Origin of the sequence: Pseudoalteromonas sp. KS88 (genome assembly GCF_004766475.1) — a bacterium.
GTDB lineage: Bacteria > Pseudomonadota > Gammaproteobacteria > Enterobacterales > Alteromonadaceae > Pseudoalteromonas.
In genome coordinates, this window is the sequence record NZ_PYHV01000018.1 from 115,354 (window position 1) to 135,272 (window position 19,919).

Genomic DNA, 19,919 nt, shown 5'->3' on the forward strand with positions numbered 1-19,919 from the left:
GACTACACAAATCACTTTACGCGTTTTCTTCGGCGCGTAAAGTGAGTACCTCATAACCATTAGCAGTTACAGCGATTGTATGCTCCCATTGTGCCGATAGTTTTTTGTCGCGCGTTACTACCGTCCAGCCATCAGGCTTGGTTTTTATCTTTGCCGCACCTTGATTGACCATAGGCTCAATAGTAAAAGTCATACCCTCTTTGAGTTCTACACCCGTATTACGCTTACCATAATGTAGTACTTGTGGTTCTTCATGCATTTGCTCGCCAATACCATGTCCGCAATACTCTTTTACCACACTGTAGCCATTGCTGTGAGCAAAGTTTGCAATGGCGTTGCCTATGTCACCTAAGCGTACTCCAGGCTTGACCATTTTGATGCCTTGCCACATAGCTTGGTAGGTTTTATCAACCAAGCGTTTCGCCAGTGGTGATACATCACCAATCATGTACATTTTGCTGGAGTCAGCAATATAGCCATTTTTCTCCAATGTGATATCAATATTAACTATATCACCAGATTTTAAAATACGTTTAGTATCAGGGAAACCGTGGCAAACAACTTCGTTAACCGAGCTATTTAATACGTAAGGGTAATCGTATTGTCCTTTACTTGCAGGACGTGATGCGAGCTGTTCAATATACCCAAACCACCTCAAGATACGAGTTTCAGTTGGAATTAAAAGCGATTTAGGCAAGGCATTGATTGCAAGTAATAGTGGTTCTATTGTTAAAATCAATAACGCAGTATAAATCGCTTTTAAACCAACCTTTGGGCGTTTCACAGGAACTTACTCTCATCGTTGTTACTTCTTAAAAGGGATGGCCATTCTTGCAAAGTAACGCCTTGATATTAAGTCCCTGTGAAACGCTGAATTCTGCATCTTGAGGTGGTTTGGGTATTTAGCGCTCAACTAAATCATTAATTTGCATTGTGGTAACACCGACTTTCACATGTTCATCTAAATAGGCAAACACTTGTGCAAGTAGATGGCCAGATTCACGCATTAAAGCAATTTGCTCAGGTGTTTTGATTACTATGTCACTCATGGTCAGGTTGTCCTGCATTGACATCAGCTTGCGCCAGTTGCTGCTTTAAAATTTCAGCGTAAGTCATCGTAGGGTTAAGCTCAGCAAGCATACCTATCTTTATCCAGTACTCAGATTGCGAATTGATTGAGCGCACCATAGTGCCACTGGCCTTACGAATTTCTTCGTGCAATTCGTCGCTAATTTTTACAATACCCATGAATCTACCAATATACGAAATGTATACGTATCGTATATTATTTGAAATGTGTTTCAAGCATAATTTTTTTACAGGTATTAAAAAAGCAGCGAATGCTGCCTTTTATAGTGAGTTGATGCGCTAATTATGCATCATCTTTATTTGCTAATTGCTGTTCTAACAGCGCAACCTTCTCTTCAAGTTCAGTCAGCTTTTCACGCGTACGAATGAGTACTTTGCTCTGAATATCAAATTCTTCACGGCTAACAAAGTCCATTTCAGATAGCTTACTTTGAATAGCTTGCTTGGTTTTTGCTTCAAATGTATCCGCGAGGTTTTTAACACCCTGTGGCATGTTGCTAGAGATTTGCTTGGCGATTTCTTCAATTTTTGCTGGGTTGATCATATCTATCCCTCGGTGTCGCGTAAAATGATAATAGCTATAATATTACCTTATTGGCTAGGCGTATTGTAGTGATTACGTTAAAATTGCCCGTCTTTAATGCAATCTCTTTGGTCGTTATGAAACTCAATCCTAAACAAGATGAAGCGGTAAAATATATTAGTGGTCCGTGTTTGGTGCTAGCAGGAGCAGGCTCAGGTAAAACACGAGTTATTACTAATAAAATCGCTTACTTAGTGCAAAAGTGTGAGTATCAAGCACGCAATATTGCCGCAGTTACCTTTACTAATAAAGCAGCCAAAGAGATGCGTGAACGAGTCATGCAAACGCTCGGTAAGCAAGAGTCAAAAGGGTTATGGGTATCTACGTTTCATACACTCGGCCTTGAAATCATTAAAAAAGAATTAAAAACATTAGGTTTTAAACCTGGTTTTTCACTGTTTGACGATCAAGATACGAATCAGCTATTAGGTGATTTGACAGAAGATGAGCTGAAAAAAGATAAAGACTTACTTAATTTATTGAAAATGCAAATTGGCAGCTGGAAGAATGAGCTCATCCTACCTGAGCAAGCAATTCGCGAGGCCAAAGAGCCACAAAAGGCCTTATTCGCTCAATTGTATGCTCGTTACCAAACACAGTTACGCGCTTATAATGCACTGGATTTTGATGATCTGATCATGATCCCAACTTTGTTATTAACCACTAATGCCACGTCTCGTGAACGGTGGCAGCAACGTTTTCGTTATTTGCTGGTGGATGAATACCAAGATACCAACACCAGCCAATACCAGTTAGTAAAGCTATTAGTGGGTGAACGCGCGCGCTTTACGGTGGTAGGAGATGACGACCAATCGATATATTCATGGCGTGGTGCTCGTCCACAAAACCTTGTACTACTGAGTAAAGACTTTCCAGGCCTGAGGCTTATTAAGCTTGAACAAAACTATCGCAGCGCGGGGCGAATCCTTAAAGCCGCTAATATTTTAATAGCCAATAACCCTCATGAGTTTGATAAAAAACTATTCAGTGAGCTTGGCTATGGTGAGCCACTTAAAGTGATTGGTTGTCGTGATGAAGAACATGAGTCTGAGCGGGTTGTGGCGGAAATTATTTCTCATAAGTTTATGAAACGCACTAGCTATAAAGATTATGCGATTTTGTATCGGGGTAATCATCAGGCTCGTGGGTTTGAAAAATCATTAATGAGTAACCGTATTCCGTATAAAATTAGCGGTGGTATGTCGTTTTTCTCACGCTCTGAAATTAAAGACATCATGGCGTACCTGCGTTTATTAGTGAACCAAGATGACGATAATGCATTTTTACGTATTGTTAATACACCGCGCCGAGAAATAGGCACGGTTACTCTTGAAAAGCTTGGCACATTAGCGAATGAAAAGCATGCGAGTTTATTTGCCACCTGTTTTGATAACGATCTTAGCTATCGCTTAAAAGGGCGCGGCTTAAACTCGTTAGCAGGGTTTGCGCGTTGGGTGGTTGAGTTGTCTGATAATGCTGTACGGGGTGATACACTCGAAGCGGTAAAAGATTTGATCAGGCAAATTAATTACGAAGCCTATTTATACGAGTCATCGCCAAGTGCCAAAGCAGCTGAAATGCGGATGAAAAATGTCTCTGAGTTATACCGCTGGATCACTGACATGTTGACAGGGGATGCTGATAACCCGCCTATGACACTCGCTGAGGTTGTCAGTAAATTAACATTACGCGACATGCTTGAGCGCAACGAAGAGGAAGATGAAAGTGATGCAGTGCAACTGTTGACACTGCATGCCTCAAAAGGCCTCGAATACCCGTACGTATTTATGGTAGGGATGGAAGAAGGCCTGCTGCCGCATCAAGTGAGTATTGATGAAGAAAATGTTGATGAAGAACGACGTTTAGCTTACGTAGGTATCACGCGTGCACAACAAGAGCTCACCATGACCTATGCGAAAATACGCCGGCAATTTGGCGAAACATCACAAACTGAGTTAAGTCGTTTTGTTCAAGAGTTGCCACAAGATGATTTGGCGTTTGAAAACAAAAAGGCACCCAATACCCAAGCCGAGCGAATGGAAAAAGGCCAAGCCCGAGTTGCTAACTTACGGGCAATGCTAAAAAAACCAAACTAATCAGTTTAACTGTTGTTCCGCGTCATCATCTGGCGTTAAAGTATTTTCAGCTGGTATTGTCATTGCGTGCTGTTTACCAACAAAAAGCGAAAGGCCGTGGGTGTCTAACAGAGCCCTAAAGTTTAAAATAGAGGGGCCTTTTGCGATGACTTTTATCTGTTTAATTTTAGTAATCGCTAATACGCCTTGTAACTGCAAATCATAGCTTTGTTGTTGCAGTACACGTTTGCTAAATGTTGAGCTGAGTAGCACATAGTTAAAATCAATCTCGGTGAGTAAGTTTAATTCACAGCGATCTTTAGCGAAGTCATTTAAACCAATCGCAAAGCCAAGTTTACTTAATTGTTTGAGGTTATTGATTTGCACTGCAGATGCATACCGAATCTCTTGTTCATTAAATAACAAGCACAATTGCTTTTTGTTTGTTTGGTTATTGAGTGTTAAACACAGTGACTGAAATTCGACTTTTTCTAGTAATAAGGCCGAGCAAGGCACTAATACAAGATTTAGTTTAGCTGCGCTTGCTTGTTGGCAAACTTGGTTTAAAAGCTGTAATTCAACCTCTAGTTGCTGTGCTTTATCCGCTGTAAACTTTTTCAATATATCAAAGCTTGTACTGCCAAGAACTGGGTGTTCACCAAATGCTTCAATCAGCACTTCGGGCTGGAATTTCTCATCCAATGTGATTATCTCTGAGCTGCGAAAATGCATAGGTAGAGTATCTAAATGATGATTAGCCTCAAATTCATGTGGATTGGAGCCCGCATTAAGTAGTGGATGAAAAAACTCAAACCGACTTCTGCCTGCATTTTTGGCATAGTACATTGCGGCATCCGCATCTCTGATAATTTCATCAGTGTGCTTATAGCCAACTTTAGAGTATGTAATGCCTACGCTGGCACCACTTTGTACACATATTCCCTTCATGCAAAACGGCTTTTTCATTAATTTAATAATGCGTTTTGCAACATCTTCAGCTTGTTGACGTTCAGTTAAGTGGGTCAACAAAATAACAAACTCATCGCCACCTAAGCGCGCCAATAAATCATGCTCACGAATACATTGCGAGAAAGACTCAGCGACACCAATTAAAAATTGATCGCCAGCTTGGTGACCTAATTGATCATTGATATCTTTGAATTTGTCTAAATCAATAAATAGCACTGCAAATTGTTGTTCGGGGAAACGTTGATTGTGCTGTAATGTTTTTTCTAACTGGGTTAAAAACAAGCTTCTATTAGGTAAACCCGTTAATGAGTCATGATGAGCGTCATGATATAGCTGTTGCTCTATTTTCTTTCGCTCTTCAATTTGCATTTGTAAATGCATATTGGTTTGGCGAATTTCTTTTGTTTTTTCTGCTACACGATGCTCAAGATTTTGATTACTTTGCTTAAGCGCTTGATGTGCTAAATGTGCTTGTAATACCGTGGCTATTTGGTGAGAAACAAACGTAATTAGCTCAAAATCATCTTGATTAAAAATATGCTTATTTTGGTAAGCTTGACAAACAATCAAGCCAATTACGCCCTGGGATGTTTTTAGTGGAGCACCCAACCAACTTGTTGCGGTTTTCTTAGCGGGTACTTTTTCAGGTCGCTCAATAACACCTTGCGCAATGAGTTTTTCAGAGCGTTTAGTATCTAGAAGTTGAGTTTGCTCAGTGCTTAGCACTAATTCACTGTAGCCTTTAGCAAAGGGACGTGGCTTGGTATTACTACTAAACTCATCTATGCAATACGGAAATGTTAGCCAAGCAGACTCTTTGTCATACAGTGCAATGTATAAGTTATCAGCGTATGTTATTGATTTTATTATCTCGTGGACTTGCTGATAGACTTCTTCAATTTGTTTACTTTGCGTTGCCAGTTCAGATATTTTAAATAAAATATGCTGACGCTCGAGGGTCTTTTTGTGCTGCTCTACTTCTAAATTAAGTGCTTCATTACTTTGTGTTAATGCGCGAGTTCTTATCTTAACTTCTGATTCTAGTAGTTCACGTTTCTTAACACGTTCGATAGCAGTCGAGAGGTACATCGACATAACCTCAAGCAACTCAATCTGCTGATCTGAATAATTTTGTTTTTTATCATAGCTTTGCGCAACTAATACGCCAATGATTTGCTTGTTACGATAAACAGGTACGCCCACCCAATGCTCAGCGGGTGTGCCTAGCACTTTAAACGCGCCCTCGTCAGCAGCCGCTTGCATTTCCTCACCGCGGAAATAGGTTGTTTTCCCCTGTTTGAATACGTAGCCTGTAACACCTTGACTAAAATTGTGATCTTGATTGAGGGGAATGGCAATGCCGTCTTTTTCGTCAGCGAAGTAAGAAAGCTCTAATGTGTTTGTGAATGGATTTAATAAAACAACGTAGAAACTTTTACTTGGAACATAATCTTGAAGAATATCGTGAATAGCAGGATAAAGTAGCGTCAATTCTGCAACATTGCTCGCCTGCTCTGATAATTGTATCAGTGCATGTTGTAAATGGTGGGACTGCTTATACTTTTTTACTAAGGCGGATAAACGTGCGTTTTTGTGCTCTAGCTTTTTGAGTAAAGCTACTTTATCTTCCACTGATGTTGAACCATCTATTATTGTATAATTATTGTCCTTATATTTTCATTTTTTATGCTTACCGTCAAGTAGATAATAGTATTAGAGAAAAATAATAATTAGCAATCATAAAGTATGTATTTATATTTCATTGCACATAAAAAAAGCTGAATAAATTCAGCTTTTTTTATTTTATTTGGTAATTAAGTATTACTTTTTAGTCATGAATGTGATGGCTGCTTGAATTTCATCATCAGAACAATCCATACATGTGCCTTTTGGTGGCATCGCATTAAAGCCATTTATTGCATGGTCTAATAATGTCTCTGCACCTTTAGCTAGGCGAGGAGCCCAGTCATCAGCAGATTTAGGCGCGCCTAGTGCACCTGTTCCGTGACATGCAAAACACGAGGCTTGATACACCTGTTCGCCAGAGCGAGGGCCTGCTGGTACTTCAGCAGCAGCGGCTTTATCGCCTTCAAAGTATACTGCACCGATTGGTGCGATACGTTTTTTGATCGCATCTTCAGTCATAGAGTTATCATATGCTTGTGCGTTTACGGTGGTTGCTAGCAATAATAATGCTGCTGATAGTTTTTTCATTTTGCCTTGCTCACTTCGATTTGAACGTGATCAATCACGATAGATGACGGAATTTAGAACGATTATAACGCTTAGCTACAATTTATAAAACGCTGTGAGTCGTTTTTATTTTGAAAAATCGACATTTTTTGCTTTAACGCAAAAAATATCGATTTACTGATCATTAATTTGATCGCGGTTTTAGCTGCTTTATTTGGATTAACACATATTTATTACGGCTGTAACGAGCTTTTCGATCCCGGCATCCGCTTCTAAAATAGATTCTGCAAGCATGTATGCGGGTGTGCTTACTAATTTATGCTGCTTATCGACAACAATATCATTAACTGCGCAATTAATATGTTCTGCGCCAAGAGTATTGATTGCGGCGGCTGTATCAGCATCATTACCTATTGTTGCTTTAGCGCCTGCACCGTAAATTAGTGGGATCATAACGGGAGCAATACAGATATAACCAGCAGGTTTTTTAAGTGATGCGAACTGCTGACAAGCAACTTTGATATCAGATTGAAGCTGTGCTTCAGCTCCTTTTACTGCAAAGTCACAGAGGTTTTTTGCAGCGCCAAATCCGCCAGGTAAGATCACTGCATCAAAGTGTTCTGCATTAAGCTCAGTAAGTGGCTTGATATCGCCTCTTGCAATACGCGCAGCTTCAATCAATACGTTTCGATTTTGATCCATTGGCTCGCCGTTTAAATGATTAATAGTATGCATTTGGTCTATATCTGGTGCAAAACACTGATACGCCGCACCGGCTTTTGCGATATGCAGTAGGGTTAGTACTGCTTCATTTATTTCTGCGCCGTCGTACACACCATTGCCTGATAAAATGACTGCTATTTTTTTCATTATAGAGGTTCTCCTTTTGCGAATATTGCTTAGGGTCTGTTGACCTTTGCAAATTTAATCTTGAAAGGTCAACAGACCCGAGTTTAGCATGCAACTAAAATTAATTTTTGTGAAAGTAGCGCCTTCAATCTTATTTAAGCATTGTAAAATCAGGGCATATACTTTTATTGATCTCTTATAAGAGGAAAAAATTATAAAGGATCACTATGATCTTTGATCCATTGTGGTAGAATGCTCGTCCGGTTATTTAGAAGGGTAAAAAATAACCGTGTAAAAGGCTAGATGTAAAAGAGTTAAAATTGCTTTTCCACATTTGCCAAAAAATAATAAAAAAGAACGTCGTATTATCTTTTTATATAAAAACAAACACTTATATCATTTCTAGGTCGTATTAACTACTTTGGAAGAATTTCTTGTGCTTGTTATCTACAAAGTTATCCACAACTTACTCTATCATTAAAAAATTAGTTCACTAATTCACAGTCGTTTTATGTTTTGCCTTATGGCATGCTTATCATAATTCTGTTTATCTTTTATTTAGGATCCAATTACACCATGGCTCAGATCCCAGAAAACCCACTCATTTTAGTTGATGGCTCTTCTTACTTATTTCGTGCTTATCATTCTCCTCCGCACTTAACTAACTCTAAAGGAGAAGCAACAGGTGCAATTTATGGCGTGATCAATATGCTTAAAAGCTTGATCAAACAATATGATCCGTCGCATATGGTGGTTGTTTTTGATGCCAAAGGTAAAACCTTTAGAAATGATATGTACAGTGAATATAAAGCGAATCGACCGCCTATGCCTGACGATTTGCGTACGCAAATTGCACCATTACATAGCATCATTAAAGCAATGGGGTTTCCGCTAATTAGTATCGAAGGTGTTGAAGCGGATGATGTGATTGGTACATTTGCCCGTATCGCAACTGAGCAGAAGCGACATGTGCTTGTCTCTACTGGTGACAAAGATATGGCTCAGCTGGTAAATGAGCACGTTACCTTGATCAACACCATGACAGATAGCATTTCAGACCCTGTTACGGTTGTTGAAAAGTTTGGTGTTGGCCCTGAGTTGATTATCGATTATTTAGCTTTAATGGGAGATAAGGTTGATAATATTCCAGGTGTTGATGGCTGTGGTCCAAAAACAGCGGTTAAATGGTTACAAAAATACGGTTCATTACAGGGCGTATTAGATAATGCGGGTGAGATAAAAGGCAAGATTGGTGAAAAACTGGCAGCGGCAGTTGATCACTTACCGCTAAGTTATGAGCTTGCAACTATAAAATGCGATGTTGAGGTTGAATCAGACTTAAATACATTTAAGCTGCAAGAGCCTAATCGTGATGAACTTATTGCATTATATGGTGAATGTGAATTCCGCCGTTGGTTAGCAGAGCTACTTGATAATCCAAAAGATACCGATACAAACCTAGCAGTACCAAGTGAAGCCAATGAACTGCCTAAAGTGGCAGAAGCTCATTACGAAACGGTTTTAACAGCCGAGCAGTTAGATACATTAGTTAAGCAATTAAATGATGCAGAGCTGTTTGCTTTTGATACTGAAACAACAAGCTTAGACTATATGCAGGCGCAGTTAGTGGGGATGAGCTTTGCAGTTAAAGCAGGTGAAGCGTTCTATTTACCTGTGGCACATGACTATCCTGATGCGCCAGAGCAGCTATCGGTTGAAACCGTAATGGCTAAAATTGGTCCTATTTTAGCCGATGCGAATAAAGCCAAAGTCGGTCAAAACCTCAAATATGATAAGAGTGTGTTAGCGAATGCAGGCTTTGAATTAAACGGGATCAAGTTCGATACGATGCTAGAGTCTTATGTATTTAATAGCGTCGGTACACGCCACGATATGGATTCATTGGCGCTTAAGTATTTAGGGCATAAGAATATCAGTTTTGAAGATATCGCAGGTAAAGGCAAAAAGCAGTTAACGTTCAATCAAATAGAACTTGAAAAAGCAGCGCCTTATGCTGCTGAAGATGCAGATATTACCTTGCGTTTACACCAAGTACTTTGGCCTAAAATTGAAGCAGATGAAAAACTAAAATCAGTTTTTGAAGAAATTGAATTACCCTTAGTAAGCGTTATTTCAGATATTGAACGTACAGGTGTGGCCATTGACAGTAAAATGCTGGCAGCACACAGTCAACGCTTAGGTGAGCGATTAATAGAGCTTGAAAAAGAAGCGTTTGAAATTGCCGGCGAACCATTTAACTTAAGTTCACCGAAACAGCTCCAAGTGTTATTGTTTGAAAAGCTTGAACTGCCTGTAATTAAAAAGACCCCAAAAGGTGCACCGTCAACTGCTGAAGAGGTATTGCAAGAGCTGGCGCATGATTATCCATTACCAAAAGTTATTATTGAGCATCGTGGATTATCTAAACTTAAATCGACTTATACCGATAAATTGCCACTGATGGTTAATGAACAAACCAACCGTGTTCATACTTCTTACCATCAAGCTGTTACAGCAACAGGGCGATTAAGCTCTACCGATCCTAACTTGCAAAATATTCCAATTCGTTCAGAAGAAGGGCGTCGTATCCGTGAAGCCTTTATTGCTGCTGATGGGTATAAAATAGTTGCGGCCGATTACAGCCAAATTGAGCTGCGTATAATGGCGCATTTATCGCAAGATAAGGGGCTTCTAAACGCCTTTGCTAATGGCCTCGATGTACACAGTGCAACTGCTGCAGAAGTATTTGGTGTTGAGCTTGAAGACGTTACCACAGATATGCGTCGTAAAGCTAAAGCGGTCAATTTTGGTTTAATTTATGGCATGTCAGCATTTGGTTTAGCGCGTCAACTTGATGTGCCACGTCATGAAGCGCAGCATTATATTGATAAGTATTTTGAGCGTTTCCCTGGTGTACTTGATTATATGGAATCAACACGCGAGAAAGCTGCTGAGAATGGCTACGTCGAGACTATTTTTGGACGTCGGTTACATTTACCAGAAATCAATGCCCGTAATGGCGCTCGTCGAAAAGGAGCAGAACGCGCAGCTATTAATGCACCAATGCAAGGTACTGCTGCTGACATCATTAAAAAGGCGATGCTCACTGTACACAAGTGGGTCAATGAGCAAGCACCCAATACGGTAAAACTATTGATGCAAGTACACGATGAATTAGTGTTTGAAATTAAAGCGGAGTGTGCAGAGCAATACACCGCTCAAATTTGTCAGTTGATGTCTGATGCCGCTAAATTAGATGTTCCATTGATTGTTGAAGCCGACACCGGCGATAACTGGGAACAAGCGCACTAGTAATTGCGATTAGTGAATGAGCTTATAAAAAGCGCGGCCAATTTGGCCGCGCTTTTTTATGTTTGAGAATACGGCGCTAAAAAGCGTGGTTTTATTGTGTTTTTAGGTGTTGTTAGTGAGTCACCAATAACAGTTGAGTATATGTTCTATCCAGATAAGTAGAACAAATTTCACTCATTTTCAGTGTTATTTAAATGTTAAAATAAAATATATTTTGTAGGTTACGTTATATGTTTATCAATTATGCGATTTGGTCAGTGTATTTAGTTTATTTATGCTAATTGATTTGCTAAAGTCCGCGCCGTCCTCATCCTGTAGGACATCCTGTTGATGATGCACTCGAAAGGGTGCAACTTATTGATAGCTTCTCCCCAGTTTGCTATACCGGCTCTGTATGTATTTACAGAGCCGTTTTTTCTTGTCTTCAACGTGTGTTTCCGCCGCACTATTTATTGCACTAAAGTGTTTAAGTGATACCATTTGACCTCATTTTCATTTTTGAAAGGATAGTGTCGTGGTTAAATCTTTTGCTGTATTAGGCTTTTCATTGGCAAGTATATTTGTGAGCAACACCGCACATGCTGATTGGCAGTTAAACAACGATAAAAGCAAAGTGAGTTTTGTTTCAATCAAGAATAGTAGTATCGCTGAAGTACATTATTTTAATGCTGTATCTGGTTCACTATCTGAGCAAGGCAACTTTAAAGTGAATATCGATCTAGCATCAGTGGAGACAATGATCCCAATTCGCAACCAGCGTATGACTGAATTTGTATTTGAAACCGCCAAATTCCCAAAAGCAATTTTACGTGCGGATTTAAGTAAGCAACTGCCCCAGCTTAAGACTGGCCAGCATACACTGAAAGCAGTTTCAGCTGAGCTTAACTTTCATGGACAACAAAAACAGATCAGCACAGACGTGTTAGTAAATGTCTCTCAAGATGGTGATATAACAGTCTCGTCTTTATCGCCTTTGATTATTAATGCGGCTGATTTTTCTGTTACAGAGGGAATTGCAACACTACAAAAACTAGCAGGGCTGTCTGCGATAGCCAGCGCTGTGCCTATAAGTTATTCACTCACCCTAGAAAAAGCGCAATAATATGTAGTATACCCAAGCCCCTGTAAAACGCTGAATTCGGCCTATTGAGCTGGTTTGGGTATATATGCATTTGTTCAATACAAATGCATATGGTAAAAAATCAATTTTTATTATTGTTAAGGTAATTTATGCAGTCAGTTTCAGATTTAGCAGCATTGTTATCTCAGCCCAGTAAGCCATTTGAACAATGGCATCCCTCATTGTGTGGTTCATTGCCGATTGAAATAGATTGCCATGCAAAGTGGTACTATCAAGGCAGCGAGATAACGCGATTGAACTTGGTAAAGTTGTTTGCGTCTGTCTTATGTAAAGAGCAGGGAGCATTTTATTTAAAAACACCTGCAGAAAAGATTGCGATAACTGTTGCTGATGCACCGTTTATGGTTGTGAGTTGGCGTTATGAACAAACAGAGCAGGGTGACGTATTATGTTGTACTGATAATCTTGAGCGAGTGTGGTTAGTAACCCCTGAGCAGCCTTTAATAATGCAAGACTATCAAGGTAATGAAGTACCGTATTTACAATTGCCGAATGGGTGTAGTGCACGAGTAACGCGAAGTGTTTTTTATCAATGGGCAGAAGAAATAGCACAAGCGGATGAGCAAGGCTATTTCATTCAATCCGCATCGCAGCGCTTTTACTTGGCTAATTAAGCCTCTGAGTCGGGTGTATCATTACTCGGTGGAACTGCAACAACAGGTCCTAGGTACCATTCATCTAGCTTTTTAGCCAACTCAGGTAAGCCCGTACCTTTCAAAGATGAAAATGCATGGACTGTAATATCACCTTCAAGATTGCTTAATTCACGGCGTACTTGAAGAACTTGTGCTTTACGAGCACCTTGCTTGAGCTTATCTGCTTTGGTTAGAAGCGCTAATACCGGAATATCACTACCAATAGCCCAGTTAATTAAATCTAAATCGAGATCTTTTAGTGGGTGGCGGATATCCATGAGTACCACAATACCTTTTAAACTTTGGCGTTTTTGTAAATACTCACCTAATGACTTTTGCCATTTTTTTTTCATTTCAATGGGTACTTTGGCAAATCCATAGCCAGGTAAATCAATGAGCCGCATGTCATCAACATCTGCTAATTCAAAGGTATTAATTAGTTGCGTGCGACCAGGTGTTTTACTAGTACGTGCTAGCTTTTGATCGGTTAGTGCGTTTAATGCACTTGATTTACCAGCATTGGAACGACCCGCGAAAGCAACTTCAATTCCCGTATCAGCAGGTAATTTAGTGATATCTGGAGCGCTGGTAACGAACGACGCAGTGTTGTATTTGATACGAGATTTAAGCACAGGCTTTCCTAAGTACAGTGAAAAAGAATAAAAAGTAAACTAAGTTTACTCAGGGCGCGTATTTTATACTATTACCAACACATTAAAAAGCGGATTTAAGGCAACAAAAGTGTCTCAAATAAAGCAAAAGCATGTGAATAAAGCTTAATCTAGGTCAAAACCCTATAATTTATAAGTTTAATATGAGTAGAAAACGTGCCAGAGAATTTATTATCGTGTAGAATATATAAATCGCAACATCCATATTGTAGATGATACAGGGTCGGAAACAGAGAATTCACCATGAAAAAAATAGCACTATCTTTAACTATATTGCTTGGTGCGTTGTCAGCAAGCAACGCAACAGCATTTGATGGCGATGTAAACGCAGGTAAAGAAAAATCAGCAACGTGTGCGGCTTGTCACGGCCCAGACGGTAATGCGCCGGTTAATATCTACCCTAAGATTGCAGGTCAACACGCAGATTACATTTATAAACAATTAGTCGAGTTCAAATCAGGTATGACGTCTGGCGGTAAAGAGGGTCGTATGGATCCTGTTATGAGCGCTATGGCAATGCCTCTTAGTGATCAAGACATGAAAGATATAGCGGTTTACTTTTCTTCACTGAATATGTCTGAAGGGTCAACACCTAAAGATGTAGTTGAAGTAGGCGCAATGCTATATAAAGCAGGTGATGCTGAGCGTGGCATTCCGTCATGTGCTTCATGTCATGGCCCACGAGGTAATGGCTCTTCACTGGCTAAGTTTCCTAAGATCTCGTTTCAGCACCCAGGTTACATAAAATCGCAGCTTGAAAAGTTTCGTGATGGCAGTCGTAACAATGACCTAAACGGTATGATGCAAGATATAGCTAAAAAGCTAACTGACAAAGATATTGAAGTACTTTCTCAGTACCTAGGTGGACTACACTAAAGTAGTATAGACTGGTTTTTTAACTAGTACTAAACTACATATTAGCGAAAAAGCAGCTCACGCTGCTTTTTTTGTATCTAAAATTCATCGTTTTTCCCCCGTCACTTTGTAAGACATTGACCATAGTCATGTGTGAGTAAAGTCTTATTTTTATTTTCAAATTTTTCGTAAGTTATTGTAAATTATTACCTTGGTAATGTTTCAACTTGTTTCTTGTAAGAAAAAATATATAAATTAGTTGTAACAAAATTATTAATGCGTAAATTATCCCCTGTCGCAACGAACAATAAAAACAAAATGGATTTAGCTATAAGGAAAGTAGTTAGCGTCAATATTGAGGATTTACATCGATTGATGTACTCAAAGGAAATACTAAAAAAGTGTCATTGAAGACCGAGAATAATAAAAAATCATGGAAGTTTGATAATAACAATAAAATGGAATGCTACAGGGAAGGTAATAACAATAACAAAATGGAACAGCAATAATAAAAATAATAAAGACTAAAAAGTCGAAGGGAGAAGTGTCCAGAATTATGGCGCTCAGATTAGTAGGCGGTAGAGATGTTTTCTCTACCGCCTTTTTATTTGTCCTGTTACAATAGCGAGCGAAAAAGTGCGCTAGTAGTCGAGTAACCCAACCTCATTCAGCACTGACCGAATTCTTCTGGCAAGGCCAGCACTGCAACGCCATAGTGTGTGTTGTTCAAAACCTCTTAAGTGAGACGATCAAGATATGAGTAGAAAGAAAAAATCACGTAAAATTCCATCAAACGGACCGGTTCGTTTGAGTCAAGACAAGCTAAAGGAAATACGTGCTTTGAAAGAGCAGCGCGTTAAAAAGCACAAAGGTGCAAAACCGGGCTCTCGTAACGCCGTAGATGCGCTCGATCAGGAAACAAAAAGTAGCAATCCTCAGAATAAAGACAAGCGTGTGGGCAGTAAAAAGCCTGTACCTTTAGTTGCTAAAGCGCCTGAGCCAGTAGTTGAATTGAAACGCAACCTAAAGCCTCAGGTTGAGCTTGTCAAAGTCACTGAGCCAGAGTTATCACCAGCGCAAGAGCTTGAAGCATTAGAGAATGATGAGCGCTTGTTAAAGCTTGTTGAGCGCCATGAGCAAGGTGAAATGCTAACAGGTAAAGATGCTAAATACTTTAATAGCCGAATAGATCGTCATCAAGTGTTATGCGAAATTCTGGGCATTGAAGATGAGCCAGAAGACGACTTTGAAGATGAAGAATATGAAGATCAAGGCAATAGTGATTTTGATCAATACTTGTCAAACGATCTAGCTAATGAGTGGCTAGATGATGAGGATGATAAATAATGAATATGATGGTCTTAGCTCTGTGTGTGGGCGCTGTGATCATCGCAGGGCTAGCGTTTTACGCAGGGCAACTACTCTATAAGCTCAAAGCGCAAAACGAGCAAATAGCGAAGGAGCAAGCTAAGCAACAACAACAGCTTGCTAAATCGCGTATGGAGCGTAATGCAAAGCTTGCTGATAGTATTCACCTAATTGCCCGTGCTATGGAGCAAGAGCAATGTGAGTTCTCTGAGGGCAGTTTACGCATATGGGTGTTAATGTCGCAGTACAGTTTTGCACAAGAGAGTGATTTAACACTTCGCTATCCGGGTATTTTTGCAATGTATGAAGTGGTGAAAGAAATGCCAACTCACGATGCACGTAAAAAGTATTCAAAAAAAGAAATTTTCAAACAAGATACGGCCCGTTGGCGTGCAGAAGAAACGCATGCAGCTCAAATTAAAGCGGACTGTAAAAAGATCATCGAGGAGTTTAAAGCGGCTCCTGGTAGTGAGAACGTGGTTTTTAACTAAGCGACTCTATCAATGAATGCATTAAAAAAGCAGACCTAGGTCTGCTTTTTTATTATTCTCTAAATGACCCGAGAAAACCGGGTGGCACTTATTTGTTGTTGTAAGTGCGCATCAAAACACATACAAATAATACGAATAAATAAGTTGCCCCGTGCGGTAACGGTAATGCGATGATTCTCTATAGTAACCAAGCCATCCTCTTGTAATGGCTTTAATGCTTGTAACGAATCCTCAAAGTAAGTATCAAATGCTAATTGATATTTTGCAGCGATATGTTGCATATCAAGTTCAAAATGACAGATCAGTTGCTTGATAACATCTGCGCGGATCACGTCATCACTGCTCAATTTCATTCCTTTTATGACAGCACAACCCGCTTGGTTTTCTAAGGCACTATAGTAATGCTTTAATTCTTTTTGGTTTTGTAAAATAGAGGTACCAATTTGTGAAATTGATGACACACCTAAACCTAATAAGTCACAATTTCCATGGGTTGTATAACCTTGAAAATTACGATGCAAATGTTGATTATTTTGTGCAACAGCAAGCTCATTGTCAGCTTTTGCGAAGTGATCCATACCGATAAATTGATAACCAGCCTCTGTCATTTGCTCAAGCGTATTTTTAAACATGGTAAGTTTGCCATGAGCGCTTGGTAAATCTGCGTCTTTTATTTTTCGTTGTGCAGCAAAACGATCAGGCAAGTGAGCATAATTGAACACGGACACTCTATCAGGGCTCAGTTCAATGAGCTGCTCTATTGTCTCTTTAAAACTTGCAGGTGTTTGCAGTGGCAAGCCATAAATCATATCAGCATTAATCGATGAAAAACCTAATTCACGCGCTTGGCTTATAAGACCTTTCACGTCTTCAGCGCTTTGCGGGCGATTAACCGCCAGCTGTACTGCATCATTAAAGTCTTGTATGCCAAATGATACGCGGTTAAAGCCTAGACTGCGCAAGTGAATAAGCATGCCGTCAGCAAGCGAGCGGGGGTCTATTTCAATCCCTCGTTCAGCATCGTCAGTAAAATTGAAATGCTGGTTTAATAAGGTCGTTAAACGAGTCATTTGCTCGGCGGTTAAAAATGTAGGGGTGCCGCCGCCTAAATGAAGTTGCTCAACGTGATAATGATTAAAAAGTGGTGCTTGCGCGATGATTTCTTTTTCTAAGTAATCTAGGTAAAGGTCGGCTTTCGATTGATGGCGTGTAATCACCTTGTTGCAGCCACAGTAATAACAAAGCTGACTGCAAAACGGAATATGTATATATAAAGACAAGCTATTGCTAGATGAAGACGCTATAGCATCAATAAGGTCATTTTGCTGATAACCTTCATTAAAGGATAAAGCTGTCGGGTAAGAGGTATACCTTGGCCCTGATACATTGTATTTATTTATTAAGCTTTGGTCCCACTTGGGTAAATTTATCATCACGCGCACCTTTATATTCAGTTTGCGTCATTATAAAAAATTGCAGTGAAGCGTTATTGATCTACAACAAAAAAGAGTGCACCAGGCACTCTTTTTTGTATGTCTAAATCAGTTTTAAAGTTTAAACTGATTGACCGTATTATTGAGAGAGCTGGCAAGGTCATTGAGATCACGTGCTTCGTCGGCAAGCTCCAAAGCGTGATCTGCGGTACTGTTCACTAAATTATTAATAGCCGATAAGCTACTATTAATATCTTCAGCGACTACTGTTTGCTGCTCAGTAGAAGTTGCTATTTGATGACTTTGATCTTGTACTTTGGTCACAGAGTCTGCAATGTTTTTCAGAGCATCAAGTACTTCTTGCGTTTGCTCAACAGAGCCTTGAGCGCGCTCTTGGCCTTGTTGCATCATGGTGGATGCTTGCTGAGCAATTTGTTGCAGGCGCGTGATCATATTGCGAATATCATCTGTTGACTCTTGAGTACGGCTGGCGAGCGAGCGAACCTCATCTGCAACAACCGCAAAGCCACGACCTTGTTCACCAGCACGCGCGGCCTCTATTGCGGCGTTCAGTGCCAGCAAGTTGGTTTGTTCTGCAATCGAGTTAATAACGTCTACAACGGCACCTATATTGCCACTTTCTTGCTCTAATCCTGCAACCACTTTTGATGCCTCACCAATGTGATCAGCTAATGCAGTCATCACACTTTGGGCGTTTTGCGAGCGAGAGGCGCCGTCAGCGGTAATATGTTGTACTTCTTCTGCGGCACTATTGGTGTGCTGAGCATTACGCGAAATTTCCATCACGGTGGTAGCCATTTCTGTAACCGCAGCACTGACACTATCAACTTGTTGCTTTTCTTGCTGGATTTCGTCGTTAGTTTTTGTAGAAACTGACTTTAACTGAGCAGCCGCATTCGTCAATTGTTCAGCCTGTGCGGCAGTATCTAACATCATGGCGCGAAGCTTATCGATGAAAGTATTCATGTGAAGAGCTAATTGGCCCACTTCATCTTTACTATCAATAGTGATTTTTTGGGTTAAATCACCATCTCCTGAGGCGATATCACGCATGATGTTAGTGAGTGTTTTAATTGGTTTTGAGATCATATGGGTGGCCCAAACGATCATGGCGATAATAATTATAAGAATAATTATCACAGAGGTGGTTGTGGTGGTGACGGCTTGATTAACGGGTTCATCAATCATTGAGCGCGGCACTAAAATACCAACGTACCAGTTTAGGTAAGGTTCTTCTAATTGTAGGCGGTCGTAAACAACAAAGTATTCTTGTCCTTGCAGGGTAACGCTCGCATCTCCACGTGTGTTGTTTTTCATTGCAAGGTTAAGCTCGCTAAAGCCGCTGGTATTACTGAATTGCTTTTCTAATTGTTCTAAGCCTTCTTTACCATTAGGGCCTTCGTCGGTCACAGATAATTTATGGTTAGTGCGGTTTGAAAGGTGCACTACTTTTTGATCGCCATCGAGTAAAAAGCCATAGCCTTGCCCATTAAAGCGAATATCTTCAACCATTTTATTGATTTTATTAAGCTGCAAATCAACACCACCAAAACCAACTAATTCGTTTTGCTGGTTATATACAGGTTGTTGAACCACCGCAGACGCATTACCTGTAGTTAAATCAACAGATATTGGGCCAACATAAAGTCGATTGAGTTTGAGTGCATCTTGCCACCATCCACGCTTATATGCATAGTATGGTTGACCATTGTAGTGCGTAGTGCGTTCGTGTTCTTTGAAGTATTCACCGGTTTTCGCAGAAGCAAAAAATGCTGACAAAACGTTCTCGTCACTGCTGCTGATCCGCACAAAATCTTGGTCAACTTCATCATAACCAGGCGCGTTATCAAGAGGTTGATCGCGTTTATCCCACGCATCAAACCAATTAACGAGATGTGGATTATTAATAAACGTACTGACTAGTTTACCGTACTTAGCAAAGTAGCCTTGCATGGATAGTTGTTCACTTTGCAAGTAGCTATGAGCTTCACGTTCAATGCCTTGTCGAGAGAGTGAGGCGATATGATTAACAAAATAGGCTGAAGCAATAAGCAGTAATACACTAATTGTGCCCCCAATTAGGAATAATATTTTCTTTTGCAGTGATAGGTTTTTAAGCATGATGCACACATTCTTATTATTTAGTAAAGTAAGCAGTAAGTATGTATCTAATCATATCTTTGTCTTATTCGCCATATTCTGAGGTAAGACAAATATGTCGAATATTACAAAAA

The 19,919-nt window shown here is 39.9% G+C and carries 16 protein-coding genes and 1 pseudogene; 7 read left to right on the forward strand and 10 right to left on the reverse strand.

Features of this window, described 5'->3' with window-relative positions; translation table 11 throughout:
* Positions 1 to 16 precede the first annotated feature (16 nt).
* The 4 genes and pseudogenes from map to C7Y70_RS11725 form a co-directional block, all read right to left on the reverse strand.
* Positions 17 to 784: a type I methionyl aminopeptidase gene (map, locus tag C7Y70_RS11705; protein WP_245321493.1), complete on the reverse strand. Its 768-nt coding sequence runs from the start codon at positions 782 to 784 to the stop codon at positions 17 to 19.
* A gap of 124 nt (positions 785 to 908) precedes the next feature.
* Positions 909 to 1,049 (reverse strand): annotated as a pseudogene (locus C7Y70_RS11715) (type I methionyl aminopeptidase); the annotation flags it as partial.
* Positions 1,042 to 1,248 (reverse strand): ParD-like family protein, encoded by a 207-nt coding sequence (locus C7Y70_RS11720; protein ID WP_099295401.1) that lies wholly within the window; start codon positions 1,246 to 1,248, stop codon positions 1,042 to 1,044. The gene C7Y70_RS11720 and the pseudogene C7Y70_RS11715, both read right to left, overlap by 8 nt.
* A gap of 124 nt (positions 1,249 to 1,372) precedes the next feature.
* Entirely contained in the window at positions 1,373 to 1,633 is a 261-nt protein-coding gene (locus tag C7Y70_RS11725) for an accessory factor UbiK family protein (RefSeq protein ID WP_099295400.1), read from the reverse strand.
* A gap of 116 nt (positions 1,634 to 1,749) precedes the next feature.
* Here C7Y70_RS11725 and rep point away from each other — a divergent pair, with 116 nt between their 5' ends.
* The gene (gene rep / locus C7Y70_RS11730; protein ID WP_099295489.1) at positions 1,750 to 3,768 is read left to right on the forward strand and encodes a DNA helicase Rep; all 2,019 of its coding nucleotides are present in this window, start codon (positions 1,750 to 1,752) and stop codon (positions 3,766 to 3,768) included.
* Here rep and C7Y70_RS11735 read toward each other — a convergent pair whose 3' ends face one another.
* The 3 genes from C7Y70_RS11735 to elbB form a co-directional block, all read right to left on the reverse strand.
* A complete protein-coding gene (locus C7Y70_RS11735) occupies positions 3,769 to 6,348 on the reverse strand; it encodes a diguanylate cyclase (RefSeq protein WP_135475047.1) in 2,580 nt (859 codons plus the stop codon).
* Between the two features lie 189 nt (positions 6,349 to 6,537).
* Positions 6,538 to 6,930 (reverse strand): cytochrome c5 family protein, encoded by a 393-nt coding sequence (locus C7Y70_RS11740; RefSeq protein ID WP_099295398.1) that lies wholly within the window; start codon positions 6,928 to 6,930, stop codon positions 6,538 to 6,540.
* 198 nt (positions 6,931 to 7,128) lie between these two features.
* Positions 7,129 to 7,779: an isoprenoid biosynthesis glyoxalase ElbB gene (gene elbB / locus C7Y70_RS11745; protein WP_135475048.1), complete on the reverse strand. Its 651-nt coding sequence runs from the start codon at positions 7,777 to 7,779 to the stop codon at positions 7,129 to 7,131.
* A 555-nt stretch (positions 7,780 to 8,334) separates the two neighbouring features.
* Here elbB and polA point away from each other — a divergent pair.
* From polA to C7Y70_RS11760, 3 genes are all read left to right on the forward strand, one after another.
* Positions 8,335 to 11,070: a DNA polymerase I gene (gene polA, locus C7Y70_RS11750; RefSeq protein ID WP_135475049.1), complete on the forward strand. Its 2,736-nt coding sequence runs from the start codon at positions 8,335 to 8,337 to the stop codon at positions 11,068 to 11,070.
* A 514-nt stretch (positions 11,071 to 11,584) separates the two neighbouring features.
* Positions 11,585 to 12,172 (forward strand): YceI family protein, encoded by a 588-nt coding sequence (locus C7Y70_RS11755; protein WP_135475050.1) that lies wholly within the window; start codon positions 11,585 to 11,587, stop codon positions 12,170 to 12,172.
* A gap of 128 nt (positions 12,173 to 12,300) precedes the next feature.
* Complete coding sequence (locus C7Y70_RS11760) at positions 12,301 to 12,825, forward strand: DUF1285 domain-containing protein (protein WP_135475051.1); 525 nt, start codon at positions 12,301 to 12,303, stop codon at positions 12,823 to 12,825.
* Here C7Y70_RS11760 and yihA read toward each other — a convergent pair.
* Positions 12,822 to 13,478 (reverse strand): ribosome biogenesis GTP-binding protein YihA/YsxC, encoded by a 657-nt coding sequence (yihA, locus tag C7Y70_RS11765; protein ID WP_099295393.1) that lies wholly within the window; start codon positions 13,476 to 13,478, stop codon positions 12,822 to 12,824. The two genes, C7Y70_RS11760 and yihA, sit on opposite strands and share 4 nt — an antisense overlap.
* Positions 13,479 to 13,760: 282 nt before the next feature.
* Between yihA and C7Y70_RS11770 the strand changes: the two genes are divergently transcribed.
* From C7Y70_RS11770 to C7Y70_RS11780, 3 genes are all read left to right on the forward strand, one after another.
* The gene (locus C7Y70_RS11770) at positions 13,761 to 14,393 is read left to right on the forward strand and encodes a c-type cytochrome (protein ID WP_099295392.1); all 633 of its coding nucleotides are present in this window, start codon (positions 13,761 to 13,763) and stop codon (positions 14,391 to 14,393) included.
* Between the two features lie 735 nt (positions 14,394 to 15,128).
* Positions 15,129 to 15,719: a Der GTPase-activating protein YihI gene (gene yihI / locus C7Y70_RS11775; protein WP_135475052.1), complete on the forward strand. Its 591-nt coding sequence runs from the start codon at positions 15,129 to 15,131 to the stop codon at positions 15,717 to 15,719.
* Positions 15,716 to 16,231 (forward strand): DUF2489 domain-containing protein, encoded by a 516-nt coding sequence (locus C7Y70_RS11780; protein ID WP_099295390.1) that lies wholly within the window; start codon positions 15,716 to 15,718, stop codon positions 16,229 to 16,231. Before yihI ends, C7Y70_RS11780 begins: the two co-directional genes overlap by 4 nt.
* A gap of 59 nt (positions 16,232 to 16,290) precedes the next feature.
* On the opposite strand, the gene hemN is transcribed toward C7Y70_RS11780, so the two are convergent.
* Both hemN and C7Y70_RS11790 read right to left on the reverse strand, forming a co-directional pair.
* The gene (gene hemN / locus C7Y70_RS11785) at positions 16,291 to 17,664 is read right to left on the reverse strand and encodes an oxygen-independent coproporphyrinogen III oxidase (RefSeq protein ID WP_135475053.1); all 1,374 of its coding nucleotides are present in this window, start codon (positions 17,662 to 17,664) and stop codon (positions 16,291 to 16,293) included.
* Between the two features lie 114 nt (positions 17,665 to 17,778).
* A complete protein-coding gene (locus C7Y70_RS11790; protein WP_099295388.1) occupies positions 17,779 to 19,806 on the reverse strand; it encodes a methyl-accepting chemotaxis protein in 2,028 nt (675 codons plus the stop codon).
* Positions 19,807 to 19,919: the final 113 nt, after the last annotated feature.